Genomic DNA, 21,318 nt, shown 5'->3' with positions numbered 1-21,318 from the left:
ACGTAGAGTTGTTGTGACGCCTACTCTACACGCCTGGCTCAGGACCAGAAACCGATCGCTGCCAAGGCGGCCAGGCCCAGGCCGATTGCCACCGAACAGCCACCCAGCGACAAGGCCGCTCGCGCCTGTCGGTACCAGCCGTCTTCACCCAGCTGTCGGGCCGGGGCCAGCAGGGAGCGCCAGCGCAGCTCGGTGGCGTGGAACGCCTCGCGGTTTTGCGCGGCGCTGTCGAGCCAGCGGCGAAAGTCGATGCGTTCGCTGGCGGTCACCTCTGGGCTCTGCAGGCGCACGTACCATTGGCCGGCGATGCTCGCCAGGGCGTCACGCTCGTCGCGGGCAGCCTGCAGGGCCTGGTTCATGTGGCGCTCGACAGTGATGGCGGGCAGGTCCAGGCGCTCGGCAATGCTGGCGAACGGCAGTTGATCGAGGCGGCTGAGCAAGAACACCTGTTGAACGCGGCGCGGCAGCTTTTTCAGGCGCTGCAGCAAGGCGTCGTCCGCCAGGTCGTGGGAAAGGGGGTTGTGTTCAAGGGGCAGCAACAGACGGGTCATGTACAAGCTCCTTGCTGGTCAGTGGAGTGGGGGCGTCTTCCGTGACGCTGCAACAGCTTAATCTTAACGAGATTGATTCTCAAGTGCTAATTCAGCAAAGCGCTGTTACAACCATTCACTGCGCGACATTCATTTGCTATCATCGCGGCCATTCAAGCAACACCCATCTTCATTAGCCTGAAGACCAAAAAAAAGACCCGGCAAAAAGCCGGGTCAAAAACCGTGATTAGCCTGATGAGGAGATAATCTGAGAGTCCGACCTAAGGGCTTTCAGGTTACCCAACCAGTCTCGCGACCAGTTGTGAGCAATAATAATCGTTATCATTTGCAAGTCAAATGAATTTTCTGCCATTCCGTAAAAATCTTTTACCGAATGCGCTCCCTCATGACGGGCGGGCACCAACCCCGCGCACCGTCGACTCCCCACGAAGATGCTCCGTTGACGACCACTGACCTCAGGCGGGCCCTTTGTTGGCTGCCATGCGCTCAAGCATGCTCCGCACGCTATTGATCATTTGCAAGGACGTCAGGGCCAGGTCGCGCTTTGTGCCTTGCAAGCCCTCAGCCGACTCGCAGGCGGTGGCTGCGGCGTAGCGCAACAAGGTGGTGGCCTGGGCAGTGGTTTGGGCATCGCTGAGGCCTTCGCGGGCGACCAGTATCGGCTCATCAGGGTCGATCTGGGGCGGTGCCGGGTTGAGGTAGAAGTCCAGTGCGCGCCGGGCGGCATCGCTGTTACTTAGTGATTCGGAATCAAGGTCAAGGTCTGTATCAGGAATTGTCGGATTCATTCGGCTGCCTGCTGTCTAGGTAAGCGATGAGAGGTGTCGACAATGCTAATACATTTTGTATTTATGACTATTGTTTAAATACTACAGCATGTGTATTGAGCGCCAGGAGGCAGTCCGTATCGTGCCAGCGATGGATAAATGGACTGACCTGGTCAAAGCCAGGATGCGTGAACTGAAGGTCACGCAGGAAACTCTCGCCGAACGCATCGGGGTCACCCAGGGCGCCGTGGGCCATTGGTTGCGCGAGGAGCGCGAGCCGAAACTGCGGGTGCTCAACCAGATTCTGGTGGAAGTGGGCCTGCCGCCGCTACAGATGGTTTTCCCTCATCAACTGGCGGAAAACAATGGGTCCTACACAGTCTTGGGCAATCCGACGACTGTTGCTGGCGCCGATGGCCTACAGCACGAACTGTATTTTCGCTATCCGATTTTGGCTTGGGGCGATCTGGATGCGCCGGCCGAAGGCTGCCCGCTGCAGTCTACCGACTACAAAGCACAGGGGCGGGCGTTCTGGCTCAGGGTTGAAGGCGATGCAATGACGGCGCCGCTGGGCTTGAGCGTGCCGGAGGGGATGCTGATATTGGTCGATGCCGGGCTTGAGGCCGAAACCGGCAAGCTGGTGATCGCGCGTTCGCCAGGCAGCACGGCCGTCAGTTTTCGTCAGTTGAGTGAGGAGGGTGGCCAGCGCTATCTGCGCCCGCTCAACCCGACCTATCCCAAGGCCTTGTGCACCGAGCAGTGTGAATTGCTGGGGGTGGTGGTGCAGGCATTGGTCAAGTTTTGAGGTGACTTCAATCGCGGGGCAAGTCGAGTCGTCGCACCGCCGCTCCCACAGCGTTATGTGGGAGCGGGCTTGCCCCGCGATGAGGCCGTCAAACTTCTTCCAGCTCCACCAGCACAGCCCCTTCACTGACCATCTCGCCTTCCTGGCAAAACAGTGCCTTGACCGTCCCGGCATGGGGCGCGCGAATGCTGTGTTCCATCTTCATGGCTTCGAGCACCACCAGTTGCGTACCGGCCTCCACCGCCTGACCAACCTCCACCAACACCCGCACGATACTGCCGTTCATGGGCGCACCGAGGCCGCCCTGATGGCTGTGCGCGGCATCGGCTTCGGCAATCGGATCGTAGCGGTTGACGCTGTGCAACTCACCGTCCCAGTGCAGGTACAGGGTGTCGCCACGGCGGATTGCCAGGTGTCGGCGGCGCAGGCCGCTTTCGTCGATCAGCAGTTGTTCACCGTCGAGCCTGAGGTTCGACGCTGCCGCCTGGCTCAGGTTGATGGCCCGGGCTTCACCGCTGCAGGTCAAGTGCAGGCTGACCTGCGCCGGCACCCCGGCACGAAAGCCGTTGTTGGCGGCCCATGGCGAATGAAGGTCATCGCCGCGCGGTTGCAGCGGTTGGCTCTGGATAAAGGCTTCGGCCGCGGCCTGCCAGAACGCTGCGGGCAAGGCCTGCGGCGCAGGCAGCAGTTGCTCCTGATAACGCGGGATGAAGCCGGTATCCAGCTCGGCCTCGGCGAATGCCGGGTGGGCAAGGATGCGCCGCAGGAAGGCGATGTTGCTCTTCAGCCCGCCGATGGCGAACTCGTCGAGCATCGCCAGCAAACGCAGGCGCGCCTGCTCGCGGGTCTGGCCCCAGGCGATCAGCTTGCCGAGCATCGGGTCATAGAACGGCGAGACGTCGTCGCCTTCGCTGACGCCGCTGTCGACCCGCCGGCCTTCGCCCGGCGCCGACTCGCGGTACAGGGCCAGGTGGCCAGTGGCCGGGAGAAAGTCATTGGCCGGATCTTCAGCGTACAAGCGCACTTCGATGGCGTGGCCATTGAGCGGCACCTGCGCCTGGGTGATTGGCAGCGGCTCGCCACAGGCGACCCGAATCTGCCAGGCCACCAGGTCCAGGCCGGTGATCGCCTCGGTGACCGGGTGCTCGACCTGCAGGCGGGTGTTCATCTCCATGAAGAAGAATTCGCCACGGGCATCGAGGAGGAACTCCACGGTGCCGGCACCGACGTAACCGATGGCCTGGGCGGCCTTGACCGCCGCTTCGCCCATGGCTTGGCGCTGGATGCTGCTCAGGCCCGGGGCAGGGGCTTCTTCGACCACCTTCTGATGACGACGCTGGATCGAGCAGTCGCGTTCGTTGAGGTACAGGCAGTTGCCGTGCTGGTCGGCGAACACCTGGATCTCCACATGACGGGGCTTGAGCACGTATTTTTCCACCAGCATGCGCGCATCGCCAAACGATGACTGCGCCTCGCGCTGGGCCGAGGCCAGGGCTTCGCCAAGCTGGCTTTCGCTCTCGACCACCTTCATGCCCTTGCCGCCGCCACCGGCGGTGGCCTTGAGCAGTACCGGGTAGCCGATTTTCTGGGCCGCGGCGCGGAAGGTTTCCAGGTCCTGGGCTTCGCCGTGATAACCCGGCACCAGCGGCACGCCGGCCTGCTCCATGAGGGCCTTGGCCGCCGACTTGCTGCCCATGGCATCGATGGCACTGGCCGGCGGGCCGAGGAAGATCAGCCCGGCCTGTTCGATGGCGCGGGCAAAGCCTGCGTTCTCGGACAAAAAGCCGTAGCCGGGGTGGATCGCCTGGGCGCCGCTGGCCTTGGCTGCGGCCAGCAGTTTGTCGATGTCCAGGTAGCTTTCGCCAGGCTTGGCGCCGCCCAGGTCGACGCGGATGTCAGCCTCGCGGCTGTGCCGTGCTTCACGGTCAACGGCGCTGTGCACGGCCACGGTGGTCAGGCCCAGGGCCTTGGCGGTGCGCATCACCCGGCAGGCGATTTCGCCGCGGTTGGCGACCAGCAGGGTGGTCAATGGGGTGCGACTCATGGGCGCGGCTCCTTGTTCGACGATTCGCCCTGCCAGGCCGGGCTGCGCTTTTCCAGAAAGGCGCGCAGGCCTTCCTGGCCTTCGGGGCTGACGCGGATACGGGCAATTGCGTTTTCGCAGTAGCGGCGGATGGACGGGGTCAGTTCGCCATGACCGACTTCACGCAACAGCTCCTTGCTGGCACGCATGGCTTGCGGGCTGTTGAGCAGCAGGTTGTCGATCCAGTGGTTGACCTGCTGTTCCAGCTCGGCGGCCGGGTAAGCTTCGGCCAGCAGGCCCAGTTCACGGGCGCGCTCGCCGCTGAAACGTTCGGCGGTCAGGGCGTAGCGGCGTGTGGCGCGCTCGCCCATGGCCTGGACCACGAACGGGCTGATGACTGCCGGCGCCAGGCCAATGCGCACTTCGGACAGGCACAGCTGTGCGTCGCTGGCGCCGATGGCCATGTCACAGCAACTGATCAGGCCCAGGGCGCCGCCAAAGGCTGCACCTTGCACCACCGCCAGGGTCGGCAGCTTGAGCCGTGCCAGGTTGTACATCAGCTCGGCCAGTTCGCGGGCATCATCGAGGTTGGTGTTGTAGTCCAGGGCCGCCGACTGTTGCATCCAGGCCAGATCCGCACCTGCACTGAAGTGCCGGCCGCGGCCGCGCAGCAGCACAAAACGCAGGCTGCTGTCGGCACCGATCTGGTCGATGGCGATGATCAGCTCGCGGATCATCTGCGCATTGAAGGCGTTGTTCTTGTCTTCCCGGCTCAGCCACAGGGTGGCGAACCCACGGGGGTCCTTGATCAGCTCAAGGGTAGTGAAGTCGCTCATGGTCACATCCGGAAAATGCCGAAACGGCTTTGTTCGATCGGTGCGTTGAGGGCTGCGGACAACGCCAGGCCAAGGATCTCGCGGGTTTGCGCCGGGTCGATGACGCCGTCGTCCCACAGCCTGGCGCTGGAGTAGTAGGGGTGGCCCTGGTGTTCGTACTGGTCAAGGATCGGCTGCTTCAGGCGTGCTTCGTCATCGGCACTGAAGGCCTGGCCGCTACGTTCGCTCTGCTCGCGCTTGACCTGGGCCAGCACCCCGGCGGCTTGTTCTGCGCCCATCACGCCAATCCGTGCATTGGGCCACATCCACAAGAAGCGCGGGTCGTAGGCGCGGCCGCACATGCCGTAGTTGCCGGCGCCGAAGCTGCCGCCGATGATCACGGTGAACTTCGGTACCTGGGCACAGGCCACAGCAGTTACCAATTTGGCGCCGTGCTTGGCAATGCCGCCGGCCTCGTACTTCTGGCCGACCATGAAACCGGTGATGTTCTGCAGGAACAACAGGGGAATGCCACGCTGGCAGGCCAGCTCGATGAAGTGCGCGCCTTTTTGCGCAGCTTCTGCGAAGAGGATGCCGTTGTTGGCCAGGATCGCCACAGGGTAGCCGTGCAGGTGGGCGAAGCCGCACACCAGGGTGGTGCCGAACAGCGCCTTGAACTCATCGAACACTGAGCCGTCGACCAGACGTGCAATCACCTCGCGCACATCGAACGGCTGCTTGGCATCAGCGGGGACCACGCCGTACAGCTCTTCGCTGCTATACAACGGTGCCACCGGGGCGCGTTGCTGCAGTTGGCCAAGCTTGTGCCAGTTGAGGTTGGCCACGCAGCGCCGGGCGATGGCCAGGGCGTGTTCGTCATTGTCGGCATAGTGGTCGGCCACGCCGCTGGTCTTGCAATGCACATCGGCGCCGCCCAGATCCTCGGCGCTGACCACCTCGCCGGTGGCCGCCTTGACCAGCGGGGGGCCTGCGAGAAAGATGGTTGCCTGCTGGCGGACCATGATCGCCTCGTCGGCCATGGCCGGCACGTAGGCGCCGCCGGCGGTGCACGAGCCCATGACCACGGCGATCTGGGGAATCCCCAGGGCGCTCATGTTGGCCTGGTTGAAGAAGATCCGCCCGAAGTGTTCGCGGTCGGGGAACACTTCATCCTGGCGCGGCAGGTTGGCGCCGCCGGAGTCTACCAGGTACAGGCACGGCAGGCGGTTCTGCAGGGCGATGGCCTGGGCGCGCAGGTGTTTTTTCACCGTCAGCGGGTAGTAGGAGCCGCCTTTGACCGTGGCATCGTTGGCCACGATCATGCATTCGACGCCTTCGACCCGGCCGATGCCGGCGATCACGCCAGCGGCCGGCACGTCTTCGCCGTACACCTCATGGGCGGCCAGCTGGCCGATTTCCAGGAACGGCGAGCCAGCATCGAGCAAGCGGTCGATGCGCTCGCGCGGCAGCAGTTTGCCCCGTGAGGTATGCCGCTCCTGGGCCTTTGGCCCGCCGCCCTGGTGAACCTGGGCGATCAGGCGGCGCAGGGCATCGACCTGTTCGAGCATGGCCGCGCTGTTAGTGGCGAACTCCGCCGAGCGCGGGTTGATCTGGGTGTGCAAGGTAGCCATGGCGCGATTCCTTGTGCTCAGCGGGTTTCGTTGAACAGTTCGCGGCCGATCAGCATCCGGCGGATTTCACTGGTGCCGGCACCGATCTCGTAGAGCTTGGCATCACGCAGCAGGCGGCCGGCCGGGAATTCGTTGATGTAACCGTTGCCGCCGAGGATCTGGATCGCCTCCAGGGCCATCTGGGTGGCGCGCTCAGCGCTATAGAGGATGACCCCGGCGGCGTCCTTGCGCGTGGTCTCGCTGCGATCGCAAGCCTGGGCCACGGCGTAGAGGTAGGCACGGCTGGCGTTGAGCTGGGTGTACATGTCGGCAATCTTGCCCTGGATCAGCTGGAACTCGCCGATGCTCTGGCCGAACTGTTTACGGTCATGGATGTAGGGCACCACCAGGTCCATGCACGCCTGCATGATCCCGGTCGGGCCGCCGGCGAGCACCACGCGCTCATAGTCCAGGCCGCTCATCAGCACCTTCACGCCACCGTTGAGGGCGCCGAGGATGTTCTCTTTGGGCACTTCGACGTTGTCGAAGAACAGCTCGCAGGTGTTGGAGCCGCGCATGCCCAGCTTGTCGAACTTGTTGCTGCGGCTGAAGCCCTTCCAGTCGCGCTCGACGATAAAGGCGGTGATGCCGTGGGCGCCTTTTTCCAGGTCGGTCTTGGCGTAGATCACGTAGGTGTTGGCGTCGGGGCCGTTGGTGATCCAGGTCTTGCTGCCGTTGAGGACGAAGTGGTCACCCCGCTGTTCGGCGCGCAGTTTCATCGACACCACGTCGGAACCGGCATTGGGCTCGCTCATGGCCAGGGCGCCGATGTGCTCGCCGCTGATCAGCTTGGGCAGGTACTTGGCTTTCTGCTCGGCGTTGCCGTTGCGGTTGATCTGGTTGACGCAGAGGTTGGAGTGGGCGCCGTAGGAGAGGGCGACCGAGGCCGAGCCGCGGCTGATCTCTTCCATGGCTACCACGTGGGCCAGGTAGCCCAGGCCGGCGCCGCCGTATTCTTCCGATACGGTGATACCCAGCAGGCCCATGTCGCCGAACTTGCGCCACATGTCGGCGGGGAACAGGTTGTCCTGGTCGATCTGCGCAGCGCGCGGCGCCAGTTCAGCGGCGACGAAGGACTGCACCTGGTCGCGAAGCATGTCGATGGTTTCGCCCAGGGCGAAGTTCAGGGTCGGATAACGCATGCTGGCACCTTTTTGTCGTTTGTTCTGGAATTTTCGCGGGGCTGTGGGAGCGGGCTTGCCCCGCGATCAGCGATCACCTTTACGTTAACGTAAACCTGCCACTACCCACTGTCAATCACTCCATGACCTTTACGTTAACGTTAATATCAGCCAGAGTAAGACCCGCTTGAATCAGCTCCCAGAACAAACACAAAAAGGGATTGCCATGAATCAACCGAGCTATACCCAGGGCCGCCAGGACAAGCCGCTGCTGGCCATGACCATCGGACAGGCATTCGACCAGACGGCATCGCGTTTTGCCGAGCGTGAGGCGCTGGTGGTGCGTCATCAACACCTGCGATACAGCTGGCAGGCACTGGCCGCCAGTGTCGACCAGCATGCCCGGGCAATGATGGCGCTGGGCTTGCAAACCGGTGATCGCCTGGGGGTCTGGGCGCCGAACTGTGCGCAGTGGTGCATCGCCCAGTTCGCCAGCGCCAAGATTGGGGTGATCCTGGTCAACATCAACCCGGCCTACCGCACCAGCGAGCTTGAATATGTGCTCAAGCAGTCGGGCTGCCAGTGGCTGATCAGTGCCGGCGCCTTCAAGAGCTCCGACTACCACGCCATGCTCGGCGAACTGCTACCGAACCTGGCTCAGCAAGCACCCGGGCAACTGCGCAGCGAGCGCTTGCCGGAACTGCGCGGAGTGATCAGCCTCGACGCGCAGCCGCCAGCGGGTTTCTTGCCCTGGGATCAGCTGGCGGGGCTTGCCAGCGAAACCGATCCGGCGCAGTACCAGGCCCGCCAGCAAAGCCTGCAGTTCGACCAACCGGTGAATATCCAGTACACCTCCGGTACCACCGGCTTTCCCAAGGGCGCCACCCTCAGCCATTACAACATCCTCAACAACGGTTACATGGTCGGCGAGAGCCTGGGCCTGAGCGAGCACGACCGCATGGTGATCCCGGTGCCGCTGTACCACTGCTTCGGCATGGTCATGGGCAACCTGGGCTGCATCACCCATGGCAGCACCATGATCTACCCCAATGATGCCTTCGACCCGCTGCTGACCTTGAGCTGTGTGGCGCAAGAAAAAGCCACGGCGCTGTACGGCGTGCCGACCATGTTTATCGCCATGCTCGATCACCCGCAACGCCGCGAGATGGACCTGTCGACCCTGCGCACCGGGATCATGGCCGGCGCCACCTGCCCGATCGAGGTGATGCGCCGGGTCATCGGCGAGATGCACATGAGCGAGGTGCAGATCGCCTACGGCATGACCGAAACCAGCCCGGTGTCGATGCAGACCGGTGCCGATGACGACCTTGAGCTGCGCGTGACCACGGTGGGGCGCACCCAGCCACAGCTGGAAAGCAAGATCATCGACGAGCATGGTTGCATCGTGCCGCGCGGGCAGATGGGTGAGCTGTGCACCCGCGGTTACAGTGTGATGCTCGGCTACTGGGGCAACCCGGCGGCCACTGGCGAGGCCATCGACCCGGCCGGCTGGATGCACACCGGTGACCTGGCGACCATGAACGAGGCGGGCTATGTGTGCATCGCCGGGCGCAACAAAGACATGATCATTCGCGGTGGCGAGAACATCTATCCGCGCGAGCTAGAAGAGTTCTTCTTCACTCACCCGGCGGTGGCGGATGTGCAGGTAATCGGCATACCCGATGAGCGCTACGGTGAAGAGATCGTTGCCTGGATCAAGTTCCATCCCGGCCACAGCGCCAGCGAGATCGAACTGCAGCAGTGGTGCAAGAGCCGCATTGCCCACTTCAAGGCCCCGCGTTACTTCCGCTTTGTCGACGAGTTCCCGATGACGGTGACCGGCAAGGTGCAGAAGTTCCGCATGCGTGAGATCAGCATTGAAGAACTGAGCCTGCAGCGCAACCCGTAGGCGCGGGCTTGACCCGCGATGCGATGTGGCTGACAGAATGCCATCGCGGGGCAAGCCCGCTCCTACAGTGAATTTTCCTCTACGCTTTCGGATCGGGCGTGGCCAATCGCTGATTTTTTTTGAACCCCAAGCCGCGCCCCCGCTCGAACCTTTACCGTCATTTCATAACGGAGCAACGTTCGATGACCCGCGATGAGCCCTTCGAAACCGACCGCCCGGACCCGGCCCTGAGCCTTTCCCGGGCTTTGCTCGAACCGCGGATCGTGATCGAGAACACCCTGCCGGTGCTCGACGGCGGGCTGTTTGCGGTCAAGGCGGTGGTCGGTGCGCCGGTGCAGGTCAGCAGCAAGGTCTATGCCGATGGTCATGACGCCCTGGCGGTGATGCTCAACTGGCGCCAGGCCCATGGCCGGCGTTGGCATTGTGTACCGATGCAATTTGCCGGCAATGACCTGTGGCAGGCCCAATTCACCGTCAGCGAGCAGGGCCGTCACCTGTTCAGCATCGAGGCCTGGATCGATCCGTTCGCCACCTATTGCCATGACCTGGAAAAGAAGTTCAGCGCAGGCGTTGCAGTGGCGCTGGAGTTGCAGGAAGGGCTGCTGCTGATCGAGCACAATATTGGCCGCAGCGACGGGCCGCTGCGCGACCAACTGCAGGCCTTGTGCCGGCACCTGCCGGGGCTGGCCTGCGAGGAGCAGGTGGCCTTGCTGCTGCATCCGGACACCGCGGTGCTGATGGCTGAGGCTGAGCACCGCACCTACCTCAGCCGCAGCCCTGAATACCCGCTGGATGTCGAACGCATCCAGGCGCAGTTCGCCAGCTGGTACGAACTGTTTCCCCGCTCGATCACCGATGACCCGCAGCGCCACGGCACCTTCAATGATGTGCACGAACGCCTGCCGATGATCCGTGATATGGGGTTTGACGTGCTGTACTTTCCGCCCATTCACCCCATCGGTGTGCGCCACCGCAAGGGTCGCAACAACGCCTTGCAGGCCGACGCGGATGACCCGGGCAGCCCCTATGCCATTGGCGGCGTTGAAGGCGGGCACGAGGCGATTCACCCGCAACTGGGCAGCCGCGAGGATTTTCGTCGGCTGCTGGCCGCTGCTGCCGAGCATGGCCTGGAAATCGCCCTGGATTTTGCCATCCAGTGCTCCCAGGACCACCCCTGGCTCAAGGAGCACCCGGGCTGGTTCTCCTGGCGCCCGGACGGCAGCATCCGCTACGCCGAGAACCCGCCCAAGAAGTACCAGGATATCGTCAACGTCGATTTCTACGCCGCAGACTCGGTACCGGCCTTGTGGCTGGCCCTGCGCGATGTGGTGGTGGGCTGGGTGAAGGAGGGGGTCAAAAGCTTTCGCGTCGACAACCCGCACACCAAGCCCTTGCCGTTCTGGCACTGGCTGATCGCTGATGTCCGCAGCCAGTATCCGCAGGTAATCTTCCTCGCCGAAGCCTTCACCAAGCCTGCGATGATGGCGCGCCTGGGCAAGGTCGGCTATTCCCAGAGCTACACCTACTTCACCTGGCGCAACACCAAGGCCGAGTTGCAAAGCTACTTCGAAGAACTCAACCAGGCGCCGTGGTGCTACTGCTACCGGCCGAACTTCTTCGTCAATACCCCGGACATCAATCCGTACTTTTTGCATGAGTCAGGCCGTGCCGGGTTTCTCATCCGTGCTGCCCTGGCGACCATGGGCTCGGGCCTGTGGGGCATGTATTCGGGCTTCGAGCTGTGCGAGGCGACGCCGGTGCCGGGCAAGGAAGAGTACCTGGATTCGGAGAAGTACCAACTGCGCCCGAGGGACTTCACCCAACCGGGCAACATCATCGCCGAGATTGCCCAGCTCAACCGCATCCGCCGGCACAACCCGGCGCTGCAGACGCACCTGGGCGTGGCCTTCTACCAGGCCTGGAACGACAACATCCTGTACTTCGGCAAGCGCACCGCCGAGCGCGACAACTTCATCCTCATCGCCGTCAGCCTCGATCCGCACAACGCCCAGGAGGCGCACTTCGAGTTGCCGCTGTGGGAGTTGGGGCTGGACGACAACGCCGACACCTATGGTGAAGACCTGATGAGCGGCCACCGCTGGACCTGGCACGGCAAGACCCAATGGATGCGCATCGAGCCCTGGCACCTGCCATTTGCGATCTGGCGTATCGAAAAAGCCCTCTAGAAAGGAGTCGAGCATGGCCAAGCGCGCCCGCCCAGCGGCCTTTATCGATGATCCCCTGTGGTACAAAGACGCGATCATCTACCAGGTACACGTCAAATCCTTCTTCGATTCCAACAATGACGGCATCGGCGATTTTCCCGGGCTGATCGCCAAGCTCGACTACATCGCCGAGCTTGGGGTCAACACCCTGTGGCTGTTGCCGTTCTACCCCTCGCCACGCCGCGACGACGGCTACGACATCGCCGAGTACAAGGCGGTGCACCCCGACTATGGCACGCTGGCCGACGTCAAGCGCTTCATCGCCCAGGCACACCAGCGCGGCCTGCGGGTGATCACCGAACTGGTCATCAACCACACCTCCGACCAGCATCCGTGGTTCCAGAAAGCCCGGCGCGCCAAGCCGGGCAGCAAGGCGCGGGACTTTTACGTGTGGTCCGACAGCGACCAGAAGTACGACGGCACGCGGATCATCTTCCTCGACACCGAGAAGTCCAACTGGACCTGGGACCCGGTCGCCGGCCAGTACTTCTGGCACCGCTTCTACTCGCACCAGCCGGACCTCAACTTCGACAACCCACAGGTGCTCAAGGCGGTGCTCGACGTCATGCGCTACTGGCTCGATCTGGGCGTCGACGGCCTGCGCCTGGACGCCATCCCGTACCTGATCGAGCGTGACGGCACCAACAACGAGAACCTGCCCGAAACCCATGAGGTGCTGAAGAGGATCCGCGCCGAAATCGACGCCCATTACCCTGACCGCATGCTCCTGGCCGAAGCCAACCAGTGGCCGGAAGACACCCAGTTGTATTTTGGCCAGGGCCAGGGCGATGAATGCCACATGGCCTTTCACTTCCCGTTGATGCCGCGCATGTATATGGCCGTGGCCCAGGAAGACCGTTTTCCGATCACCGACATCCTGCGCCAGACCCCGGAGATTCCGGCCAACTGCCAATGGGCGATCTTCTTGCGCAACCACGATGAGCTGACCCTGGAAATGGTCACCGACCGTGAGCGTGACTACCTGTGGAACTACTACGCCGAAGACCGCCGGGCGCGCATCAACCTCGGCATTCGTCGACGCCTGGCGCCGTTGCTGCAACGTGACCGACGGCGGGTCGAGTTGCTGTGCAGTTTGCTGCTGTCGATGCCCGGGACGCCGACCCTGTACTACGGCGACGAGATTGGCATGGGCGACAACATTTACCTGGGTGACCGCGATGGCGTCCGTACACCGATGCAGTGGTCGATCGACCGCAACGGTGGGTTCTCCCGCGCCGACCCTGCGCGGCTGGTGCTGCCGCCGATCATGGACCCGCTGTACGGTTTCCAGGCGGTCAACGTCGAGGCCCAGGCCCATGATCCGCACTCGCTGCTGAACTGGAACCGGCGCCTGCTGGCGGTGCGCAAGCAGCAGAAGGCCTTTGGCCGCGGCACACTGAAGATGCTCACGCCGAGCAACCGGCGGATCCTGGCCTATATCCGCGAGTACAGCGGCAGTGATGGCAACACCGAGATCATCCTCTGCGTAGCCAACGTCTCGCGCGCGGCGCAAGCGGCGGAACTCGAACTGCAGCAGTACGCCGACAAGGTGCCGGTGGAGATGCTCGGCGGCAGCGCGTTCCCGCCGATCGGCCAGTTGCCGTTCCTGCTGACCTTGCCGCCTTATGGCTTTTACTGGTTCCAGCTGGCCGACAAGGACCAGATGCCCAGCTGGCACAGGGAACCGGCCCAGAGCCTGCCGGAGTTCACCACCCTGGTGCTGAAAAAACGCATGGAAGAGCTGCTCGAAGCGCCGGCACGGGCCATCTTGCAAGACAGCATCCTGCCGCAGTACCTGCCCAAGCGCCGCTGGTTCGCTGGCAAGCAAAGCCGCATCGAACAGGTGCAAATCGTTTACGGGGTGCGCTTTGGCGTTGCGACAAGCCCGGTGCTGCTGAGCGAGATCGACGTGCAGGGGGCAGGTCAGAGCAGCCGGTACCAGTTGCCATTTGGCCTGATCGGCGAAGATAACCTCACCAGCCCGGCGCCGCAGCAACTGGCCCTGGCCCGGGTCCGGCGTGGTCGCCAGGTGGGGTTGATCACCGATGGTTTTGTCCTCGAAAGTTTTGTCCGCGCCGTGCTCAGTGGTTGCCGGGACGGCCTGCGCCTGCCGTGCAGCGAAGGTGAACTGCGTTTTGAGGCCACTGAACAACTGGCGGCGCTGAACCTGGGCGACGCCGCCGAAATCCGTTACCTGAGCGCCGAGCAGTCCAACAGTTCGGTGGTGGTCGGTGGCAGCCTGGTGCTCAAGCTGATTCGCCGGGTCAATCCCGGGGTGCACCCGGAGCTGGAAATGAGCGCCTACCTGACCGCTGCCGGCTTTGCCAATATCTCGCCGTTGCTGGGCTGGGTCAGTCGTGTCGACGCCCAGGCGCAGCCGCATCTGTTGATGATCGCCCAGGGCTATTTGAGCAACCAGGGCGATGCCTGGGACTGGACCCAGAACACCCTCGAACGGGCCATCCGTGACGAGATGGAGCCCTCGAGCAAGGATCAGGACGTACACACCGACGCGCTGCAGGACCTGGCTGATTTTGCCGCCTTGCTCGGCCAGCGCCTGGGCGAGATGCACCTGCTGCTGGCCGCGCCCAGCGCTGACCCTGGGTTCCAGCCGCGGGCCAGCACCCGCCGCGACAGCCAGGCCTGGAGCACGCAGGTCGCTGCCCAACTGAGCTGTGCCCTAGACCTGCTGCAGGAACACCGCGCCAGCCTCGACAGCGACAGCCAGGCCCTGGTCGATGACCTGTTACAACAACGCAAGAGCCTGCTCCAGCACATTGTCGAGCTGAGCAAACAGGCGGTCGGCGGATTGCTGATGCGCGTGCATGGCGACCTGCACCTGGGCCAGGTGCTGGTGGTGCAGGGCGACGCCTACCTGATCGATTTCGAGGGCGAACCGGCGCGGCCGCTGGACCAGCGGCGAGCTAAACACAGCCCGTACAAAGATGTCAGCGGCGTGCTGCGTTCCTTCGACTATGCTGCAGCGATGGTGCTGCGCAGTGCTTCTGGTGTCGATCTTTGCGAGGCTGCCCGCAAGGCGCGTCAACGCGTCGCCCGCCGTTACCTGCACCAGGCCCGGCATGCTTTTGTCGAGGCTTATGGGCGGGCCAGTGCGGCCATGCCCCATGCCTGGGAGCAGGCCGATGGCGAGCAGGCGGCCCTGGCGTTGTTCAGTCTCGAGAAAGTCGCCTACGAAATCCTCTACGAAGCCGAGAACCGTCCGCATTGGCTGGCCGTGCCTTTGCATGGCCTGCATGGTCTGATCAGTACCTGGGGAGAGCAGTAGATGACTCAACGCAAGCGCGAGGAAGGAGGGCTGGGGCAGCGGGATATCGAAGCCCTGGTCAGAGCCGAACACACCGACCCGTTCGCGGTGCTCGGCCCGCACCCCGATGGTGCCGGTGGCCAGTTTGTCCGCGCCTACCTGCCCAATGCCCTGAACGTGAAGGTGTTGGCCCGCAGTGACAATCGTGTGTTGGCAGAGTTGGAGCAAGGCCCGGTGCCGGGGCTGTTCATCACGCATTTGGCGGATCAGCAGGCGTACCTGTTGCAGATCAACTGGGCCGGTGGCGAGCAGGTCAGCGAAGACCCCTACAGCTTCGGCCCGTTGCTCGGCGACATGGACCTGTACCTGTTCGCCGAAGGCAATCACCGTGACCTGTCCGGGGCCATGGGCGCGCAACCGGTGAGCGTCGAGGGTGTCGACGGTGTGCGCTTTTCGGTGTGGGCACCCAATGCCCGGCGGGTCTCGGTGGTCGGCGACTTCAACAACTGGGACGGTCGCCGCCATCCCATGCGCCTGCGTCATCCGTCCGGGGTCTGGGAGCTGTTCGTGCCGCGCCTGCAGGCCGGCGAGGCCTACAAGTACGAAGTGCTCGGCCGTGAAGGCATCCTGCCGCTGAAGGCCGACCCGCTGGCCCGAGCCACCGAGCTGCCACCCAGCACCGCCTCGAAGGTCACCGGCCCCCTGAACCACGACTGGCAGGACCAGGGCTGGATGCAGGTGCGCGGTGAGCGCCAGGCCAATAACGCGCCACTGTCGATCTACGAACTGCACGCCGGTTCCTGGCAGTGCGAGCTGGACGACAACGGTGAAGTCGCGCGCTTCTACAACTGGCGTGAACTGGCCGAGCGCCTGGTGCCTTACATCCAGCAGCTGGGTTTTACTCATATCGAACTGATGCCGATCATGGAGCACCCCTTTGGTGGTTCCTGGGGCTATCAGCCGCTGTCGATGTTCGCCCCGACCGCGCGCTACGGTATGGCCGAGGATTTTGCCGCCTTTATCGACGCCTGCCACCAGGCGCGCATCGGCGTGATCCTTGACTGGGTACCGGCGCATTTCCCCACCGACAGTCACGGCCTGGTGCGCTTCGATGGCACTGCGCTGTATGAGTACGACAACCCGCTCGAAGGCTTTCACCAGGACTGGGATACGCTGATCTACAACCTGGGCCGTACCGAAGTGCACGGCTTCATGCTGGCCTCGGCGCTGCACTGGCTCAAGCATTTTCATATCGACGGCCTGCGTGTCGATGCCGTGGCCTCGATGCTGTACCGCGACTATTCACGCAAGGCCGGTGAGTGGGTACCCAACCGCCATGGCGGGCGCGAGAACCTCGAAGCCATCGATTTTCTGCGCCACCTCAACGATGTCGTCGCGCTGGAGGCACCAGGCGCCCTGGTAATTGCCGAGGAGTCCACAGCCTGGCCGGGCGTCAGCCAACCGACCCAGCAGGGCGGTCTCGGCTTTGCCTACAAGTGGAACATGGGCTGGATGCACGACACCTTGCACTACATCCAGAACGACCCGATCCACCGCACCTATCACCACAACGAAATGAGCTTCGGCCTGATCTATGCCTATTCCGAGCATTTCATCCTGCCGATTTCCCATGACGAAGTGGTGCACGGCAAACACTCGCTGATCGACAAGATGCCCGGCGATCGCTGGCAGAAGTTCGCCAACCTGCGTGCCTACCTGACCTTCATGTGGACCCATCCGGGCAAGAAGCTGTTGTTCATGGGCTGCGAGTTCGGCCAGTGGCGCGAATGGAACCACGACAGCGAGCTGGACTGGTACCTGCTCAAGTACCCTGAACACCTGGGGGTGCAACGACTGGTGGCCGACCTCAACCGCCTGTACCGCGACGAGCGCGCCTTGCACGAGCAGGATTGCCAGCCCCAGGGCTTCCAGTGGCTGATTGGCGACGATGCGCACAATAGCGTCTACGCCTGGCTACGCTGGAGTACGAGCGGCGAACCGTTGCTGGTGGTGGCCAACTTCACCCCGGTGCCGCGTGAGGGCTATCGCATCGGCGTACCGTTCGGTGAGCGCTGGGTGGAGGTGCTCAACAGTGATGCCGAGGGCTACGCCGGTTCCAATTTTGGCAACCTCGGTGAAGTGCCCAGCCAGGCGCTGCCCAGCCATGGCCAGCCGTTGTCGGTGGGGCTGAACCTGCCACCGTTGGGGGTGCTGATCTTGCGACCGCAGTGACACCTGTGGGAGTCGGGTCGCCGCATCGCCGCTCCCACAGGCGTGCTGGTCTCACCAGCGTACCCTGATCCCCAGGTTGCCAATCAGGCCGTTGAGGTCATTGTCATCCATGTCGCTGCTGTAGTCGGCGCTGACAAACAGCGCCACTTTCGGCGTGACCCGCGCCACCAGGCCCAGGCCCAGTTCGACGGTGGCGGAGTTGCGTCCGCTGCTGATCTTGTCGACCTTGTCCAGGCTCACCGTATCGGCATTGGAGAAGTCGTACCAGATGTTGGTCCGCACGAAGGGCTCGATCGGCATGCCGCGCACGTTGTAGCGCGCAGACAACTTGGCACCGACCCGGCCGGTCCAGTTCGGCTGTTCGTCGAAGGCTTGCTGGGTGTCGGTCTGAGTCTGGCTGCCGGGAAAGTACTGCTGGTTGATCAACTGGGCTTGTGGCTCCAGGGTCCAGTTGTTGCCCAGGCTGATGGGGTAGCCGCCTTCCACCGACAGGGTCAGGGCATGGCCATTGCCATCCAGGCGCTGGCCGGATTCGCTGCGGCCATTGATGTCGAAGCGGGTACCCATGGCCACGGCATCCAGGTGCCAGCCCTGGTCATGGGTCATGCTCCAGTACACGCCCAGGCTCTCGCCGTCGAGATTGACTGCGGTCTGCCTGTCGCCGACCTGGGGTTTGTGCAAGCCGTCAAAGCCGCTTTGCAGGTTGCTGTGGCCGACGAAGAAACCGGCGCGGTGTACATTGCCGCCACTGGTTTCACGAATGAACAGGTCAGGGCTGATCTGCAGGGTGCGGTTTGGTGTACTGAGGTTGTCGGCTTCCGGGCTCGGGGTGCGCACCGGGGTCGGGAAGAACTGCGCCCACTGGCTGGCGATAGTTTCATTGGCGGTCGGAGCGTTGCGCTCGGCCAGGCGCTCGGAAAACGCGCCCAGGGTGCTCAGGCCCAGGCCACTGGTGCTGACCGGGGTGAGCGAGAGGGCAGGTTGGGCCTGCACCATGTGGTTCAGCGGGTTGCTATCCTCCAGGCCCAATGCTTGGGTTTCCAACGGGGTTGCCAAGAGCAGCGACGTGGAAACCGCATAGAAAACGTACTCAAAGCCCGTGGGATTTGGAGTTCTTTTCATGGCGGATCTCCTCTGTTTTTCAATAGCCAGGGTTCTGGCCTGATGTCACGTGCTGTAATGCAAAACCAGAGGGCGACCCAAACCAGCAAACCGGTCCCGGCCACGCGCTGAAAAGCGCGAGCTAGAGGCTCGGAATGGAATCTGCAGTTGCTGCATTACTTCTAGCTAAGGAGAGGAGCGGGCGGGCGTCAAGAAAGCGTGAATCAACCGTTATCAAGCTATTGGATAAAGCAATCGTCTGAAATTAAACAAATATTTACCTTTGATAAGCACAACCGCTCTTTCCACGCTCGCGGCTATGCCGAATGATTGCTAAAGCCGCACTTGAACGGCCAGCTTGCCTGCTGCTCAGGCATCGTCGTCGCGGTACAGCTCAAGCAATGCCAGGGAGCGCCCGCTGACCTGGAGCTGGCTGGCAAAGTCGTGCTGCTCGCCTTTACGCAAAAGGGGACGGTCGGTGTCGAGCAGGCAGTTCCAGTGTTCGCCCTCCGGCACCTGGGGCAGGGTGAAAGCGACCGTGTCGTGATGGGCGTTGACGATCAGCAGCAAGGTGGCATCGGCGCCGGGGCGCAAAATGCCACTGACCTGGGCGCGACCGTCGAGCAGCATGCCCAGGCAGCGCCCGTGGGCGTCCTGCCATTGCTCGATGCCCATTTCGCTGGCGTCCGGCGCCAGCCAAGTGACGTCCTTGACCCCGATCGCCTCGTTGTAGTCACCGACCAGAAAGCGCGTGCGGCGCAGCACCGGGTAAGCCAGGCGCAGCTTGGTCAGGCGCTTGACGAACTTGAGCAGCGCCGCACCATCGTCGTCCAGCGCCCAGTTGACCCAGCCGATTTCGCTGTCCTGGCAATAGGCATTGTTGTTGCCGTGCTGGGTGCGGCTGAACTCGTCGCCGGCGACGATCATCGGCGTGCCTTGGGCCAACAACAGGGTGGCGAAGAAGTTGCGCATCTGGCGCAGGCGCAGGGCGTTGATCTCAGGGGCGGCGGTGGGGCCTTCGACGCCGTGGTTCCACGACAGGTTGTTGTTGCTGCCGTCCTGGTTGTCTTCGTCGTTGTCCTGGTTGTGCTTGTCGTTGTAAGAGACCAGGTCGCGCAGGGTGAAGCCGTCATGGGCGGTGATGAAATTGACCGACGCGTAAGGCCTGCGACCGCGCCGGTTGAACAGCTCGCCGGAGGCGGTCATGCGTGCGGCGAAGTCGGCCAGCTGGCCTTCGTCGCCCTTCCAGAAGGCCCTTACGGTATCGCGAAAGCGGTCGTTCCATTCCGCCCAGCCAGGGGCGAAGTTGCCCACCTGGTAACCGCCGGGGCCGCAGTCCCAAGGCTCGGCGATCAGTTTGACCTGGCTGAGCAGCGGGTCCTGGCGACAGGCGACGAGAAAGCTGTGACGTTCGTCGAAGCCCTCGTGGTAGCGGCCAAGAATGGTCGCCAGGTCAAAGCGAAAGCCGTCCACGTGCATCTCACCGGCCCAGTAGCGCAACGAGTCGGTGACCAGTTGCAGTACGCAGGGGTGGCTCAGGTCGAGGGTGTTGCCAGTGCCGGAATCGTTGATGTAGAAGCGCTTGTCGTCAGGCATCAGGCGGTAGTAGGAGACGTTGTCGATGCCGCGCATGGACAGGGTCGGCCCTAGCTCGTTGCCCTCGGCGGTGTGGTTGTAGACCACGTCGAGAATCACCTCCAGGCCTGCATCATGCAGGTGTGCGACCATCTCCTTGAATTCGGCGATCTTGCCATTGGCCAGGTAGCGTGGGTGGGGGGCGAAAAAGGCAATGCTGTTGTAACCCCAGTAGTTGTTCAGGCCTTTTTGCAGCAGATGCTGGTCGTTGACGAAGGCGTGAATCGGCAGCAGTTCGATCGACGACACCCCAAGCTGCTTGATGTGGCCCAGCAACTCGTTGCACATAAGCCCGGCGAAGGTCCCGCGGTTGGCGGGCGGCACGGCCGGGTGGCGCATGCTGATGCCACGCACATGGGCTTCGTAGAGGATCGTGCGTTCCCAGGGAATGCCCACGCGCTGGTCGCGGCCCCAGGTGTAGGCCGGGTCGATGACCTTGCACTTGGGCACGAACGGCGCGCTGTCGCGTTCATCGAAGCTGAGGTCGCCGTCGGGGTGGCCGATGGTGTAGCCGAACAGCGCTTCGGACCATTTCAGGCTGCCGACCAGTTGCTTGGCGTAAGGGTCGATCAGCAGTTTGTTGGGGTTGAAGCGGTGGCCGTTTTCCGGGTCGTACGGGCCATGCACCCGGTAGCCGTAGATTTGCCCGGGGTGGGCGTCGGGCAGGTAGCCATGGAAGATTTCGTCGGTGTACTCGGGCAGCTCGATACGCTCAAGCTCGACCTCGCCGCTGGCATCGAACAGGCACAGTTCAACCTTGGTGGCGTTGGCCGAGAACAGCGCGAAGTTGACCCCCAGGCCATCCCAGCTGGCGCCCAGGGGAAAGGGCAGGCCTTCGCGGATGCGCGAGGGTTCCAGGTGCACTTGGGCGGTGGGCTTAGGCTTGCTCATGGGGCTCCTTGGAGGCTATCGCGCCGCTCCCGCCAGATCAGCTTGTGGGAGCGGGCTTGCCCCGCGATCAGATTCACGCGGTCGGTGGCTTCTTGGCTGCCCTGGGCTTTTTCGGCGCCGCCGCAGCACTGGCCGTCTTGGCCTTGGCGCTGGGCTTGCGCGGGGTGACCCTGGGCGCCAGGGCTTCGGCCTCGGCGAGCTTGCGCGCCATGTCCCAGTGACGCTGTTGCTGGCCTTCGGGCTGCCCCTCCGACTCCCAGATCTGATAGGCAAATTCACGAATGCGTTTTTCTTCAACACTCATCTCG

At 63.2% G+C, this 21,318-nt stretch carries 14 protein-coding genes; 5 read left to right on the top strand and 9 right to left on the bottom strand.

Annotated elements, in window-relative coordinates; all coding sequences use genetic code 11:
- Positions 1-38: 38 nt before the first annotated feature.
- Complete coding sequence (locus EXN22_RS15570; protein WP_130264904.1) at positions 39-551, bottom strand: sigma factor-like helix-turn-helix DNA-binding protein; 513 nt, start codon at positions 549-551, stop codon at positions 39-41.
- Between the two features lie 455 nt (positions 552-1,006).
- On the bottom strand, positions 1,007-1,339 hold the full coding sequence (locus EXN22_RS15565; RefSeq protein WP_130264903.1) for a DUF6124 family protein: 333 nt from the start codon (positions 1,337-1,339) through the stop codon (positions 1,007-1,009).
- Between the two features lie 130 nt (positions 1,340-1,469).
- Between EXN22_RS15565 and EXN22_RS15560 the strand changes: the two genes are divergently transcribed.
- Positions 1,470-2,123, top strand: a complete 654-nt coding sequence (locus EXN22_RS15560; RefSeq protein ID WP_233281739.1) for a LexA family protein — start codon at positions 1,470-1,472, stop codon at positions 2,121-2,123.
- A gap of 88 nt (positions 2,124-2,211) precedes the next feature.
- On the opposite strand, the gene EXN22_RS15555 is transcribed toward EXN22_RS15560, so the two are convergent.
- Genes EXN22_RS15555 through EXN22_RS15540 form a run of 4 tightly spaced genes read right to left on the bottom strand, consistent with a single transcriptional unit; the run spans position 2,212 to position 7,773 of the window.
- The gene (locus EXN22_RS15555) at positions 2,212-4,167 is read right to left on the bottom strand and encodes an acetyl/propionyl/methylcrotonyl-CoA carboxylase subunit alpha (RefSeq protein WP_130264901.1); all 1,956 of its coding nucleotides are present in this window, start codon (positions 4,165-4,167) and stop codon (positions 2,212-2,214) included.
- Entirely contained in the window at positions 4,164-4,982 is an 819-nt protein-coding gene (locus tag EXN22_RS15550) for a gamma-carboxygeranoyl-CoA hydratase (protein ID WP_130264900.1), read from the bottom strand. The genes EXN22_RS15555 and EXN22_RS15550 overlap by 4 nt, the downstream gene beginning before the upstream one ends.
- A gap of 2 nt (positions 4,983-4,984) precedes the next feature.
- Positions 4,985-6,592, bottom strand: coding sequence for a carboxyl transferase domain-containing protein (locus EXN22_RS15545; protein ID WP_130264899.1), 1,608 nt, complete (start codon positions 6,590-6,592; stop codon positions 4,985-4,987).
- Between the two features lie 17 nt (positions 6,593-6,609).
- Positions 6,610-7,773, bottom strand: coding sequence for an isovaleryl-CoA dehydrogenase (locus tag EXN22_RS15540; RefSeq protein WP_130264898.1), 1,164 nt, complete (start codon positions 7,771-7,773; stop codon positions 6,610-6,612).
- Between the two features lie 205 nt (positions 7,774-7,978).
- On the opposite strand from EXN22_RS15540, the gene EXN22_RS15535 reads away from it, so the two are divergent.
- The 4 genes from EXN22_RS15535 (at position 7,979) to glgB (ending at position 17,383) form a co-directional block, all read left to right on the top strand.
- On the top strand, positions 7,979-9,661 hold the full coding sequence (locus EXN22_RS15535) for an AMP-binding protein (RefSeq protein WP_130264897.1): 1,683 nt from the start codon (positions 7,979-7,981) through the stop codon (positions 9,659-9,661).
- A 182-nt stretch (positions 9,662-9,843) separates the two neighbouring features.
- Positions 9,844-11,847, top strand: a complete 2,004-nt coding sequence (locus tag EXN22_RS15530; RefSeq protein ID WP_130264896.1) for an alpha-1,4-glucan--maltose-1-phosphate maltosyltransferase — start codon at positions 9,844-9,846, stop codon at positions 11,845-11,847.
- Positions 11,848-11,860: 13 nt separating this feature from the next.
- A complete protein-coding gene (gene treS / locus EXN22_RS15525) occupies positions 11,861-15,172 on the top strand; it encodes a maltose alpha-D-glucosyltransferase (protein WP_130264895.1) in 3,312 nt (1,103 codons plus the stop codon).
- Positions 15,173-17,383, top strand: coding sequence for a 1,4-alpha-glucan branching protein GlgB (gene glgB, locus EXN22_RS15520; RefSeq protein WP_130264894.1), 2,211 nt, complete (start codon positions 15,173-15,175; stop codon positions 17,381-17,383).
- Positions 17,384-17,434: 51 nt separating this feature from the next.
- Here the strand turns inward: glgB and EXN22_RS15515 are convergent, their stop codons facing one another.
- The 3 genes from EXN22_RS15515 to EXN22_RS15505 form a co-directional block, all read right to left on the bottom strand.
- Positions 17,435-18,505, bottom strand: coding sequence for an autotransporter domain-containing protein (locus EXN22_RS15515; RefSeq protein ID WP_130264893.1), 1,071 nt, complete (start codon positions 18,503-18,505; stop codon positions 17,435-17,437).
- A 348-nt stretch (positions 18,506-18,853) separates the two neighbouring features.
- Positions 18,854-21,010, bottom strand: a complete 2,157-nt coding sequence (glgX, locus tag EXN22_RS15510) for a glycogen debranching protein GlgX (protein WP_130264892.1) — start codon at positions 21,008-21,010, stop codon at positions 18,854-18,856.
- A 73-nt stretch (positions 21,011-21,083) separates the two neighbouring features.
- On the bottom strand, positions 21,084-21,314 hold the full coding sequence (locus tag EXN22_RS15505) for a DUF2934 domain-containing protein (RefSeq protein ID WP_130264891.1): 231 nt from the start codon (positions 21,312-21,314) through the stop codon (positions 21,084-21,086).
- Positions 21,315-21,318 lie beyond the last annotated feature (4 nt).

Source organism: Pseudomonas tructae (assembly GCF_004214895.1).
GTDB lineage: Bacteria > Pseudomonadota > Gammaproteobacteria > Pseudomonadales > Pseudomonadaceae > Aquipseudomonas > Aquipseudomonas tructae.
The sequence above is the reverse complement of the archived record's forward strand: the minus strand, read 5'-3'. Positions and strand labels throughout refer to the sequence as shown.

Coding starts and splice junctions, on each gene's coding strand:
- EXN22_RS15505 (WP_130264891.1), bottom strand. CDS start 21,314: ATGAGTGTTGAAGAAAAACGCATTCGTGAATTTGCCTATCAGATCTGG.
- EXN22_RS15515 (WP_130264893.1), bottom strand. CDS start 18,505: ATGAAAAGAACTCCAAATCCCACGGGCTTTGAGTACGTTTTCTATGCG.
- EXN22_RS15555 (WP_130264901.1), bottom strand. CDS start 4,167: ATGAGTCGCACCCCATTGACCACCCTGCTGGTCGCCAACCGCGGCGAA.
- EXN22_RS15530 (WP_130264896.1), top strand. CDS start 9,844: ATGACCCGCGATGAGCCCTTCGAAACCGACCGCCCGGACCCGGCCCTG.
- EXN22_RS15535 (WP_130264897.1), top strand. CDS start 7,979: ATGAATCAACCGAGCTATACCCAGGGCCGCCAGGACAAGCCGCTGCTG.
- glgB (WP_130264894.1), top strand. CDS start 15,173: ATGACTCAACGCAAGCGCGAGGAAGGAGGGCTGGGGCAGCGGGATATC.
- EXN22_RS15540 (WP_130264898.1), bottom strand. CDS start 7,773: ATGCGTTATCCGACCCTGAACTTCGCCCTGGGCGAAACCATCGACATG.
- EXN22_RS15550 (WP_130264900.1), bottom strand. CDS start 4,982: ATGAGCGACTTCACTACCCTTGAGCTGATCAAGGACCCCCGTGGGTTC.
- EXN22_RS15565 (WP_130264903.1), bottom strand. CDS start 1,339: ATGAATCCGACAATTCCTGATACAGACCTTGACCTTGATTCCGAATCA.
- glgX (WP_130264892.1), bottom strand. CDS start 21,010: ATGAGCAAGCCTAAGCCCACCGCCCAAGTGCACCTGGAACCCTCGCGC.
- EXN22_RS15570 (WP_130264904.1), bottom strand. CDS start 551: ATGACCCGTCTGTTGCTGCCCCTTGAACACAACCCCCTTTCCCACGAC.
- EXN22_RS15560 (WP_233281739.1), top strand. CDS start 1,470: ATGGATAAATGGACTGACCTGGTCAAAGCCAGGATGCGTGAACTGAAG.
- EXN22_RS15545 (WP_130264899.1), bottom strand. CDS start 6,592: ATGGCTACCTTGCACACCCAGATCAACCCGCGCTCGGCGGAGTTCGCC.
- treS (WP_130264895.1), top strand. CDS start 11,861: ATGGCCAAGCGCGCCCGCCCAGCGGCCTTTATCGATGATCCCCTGTGG.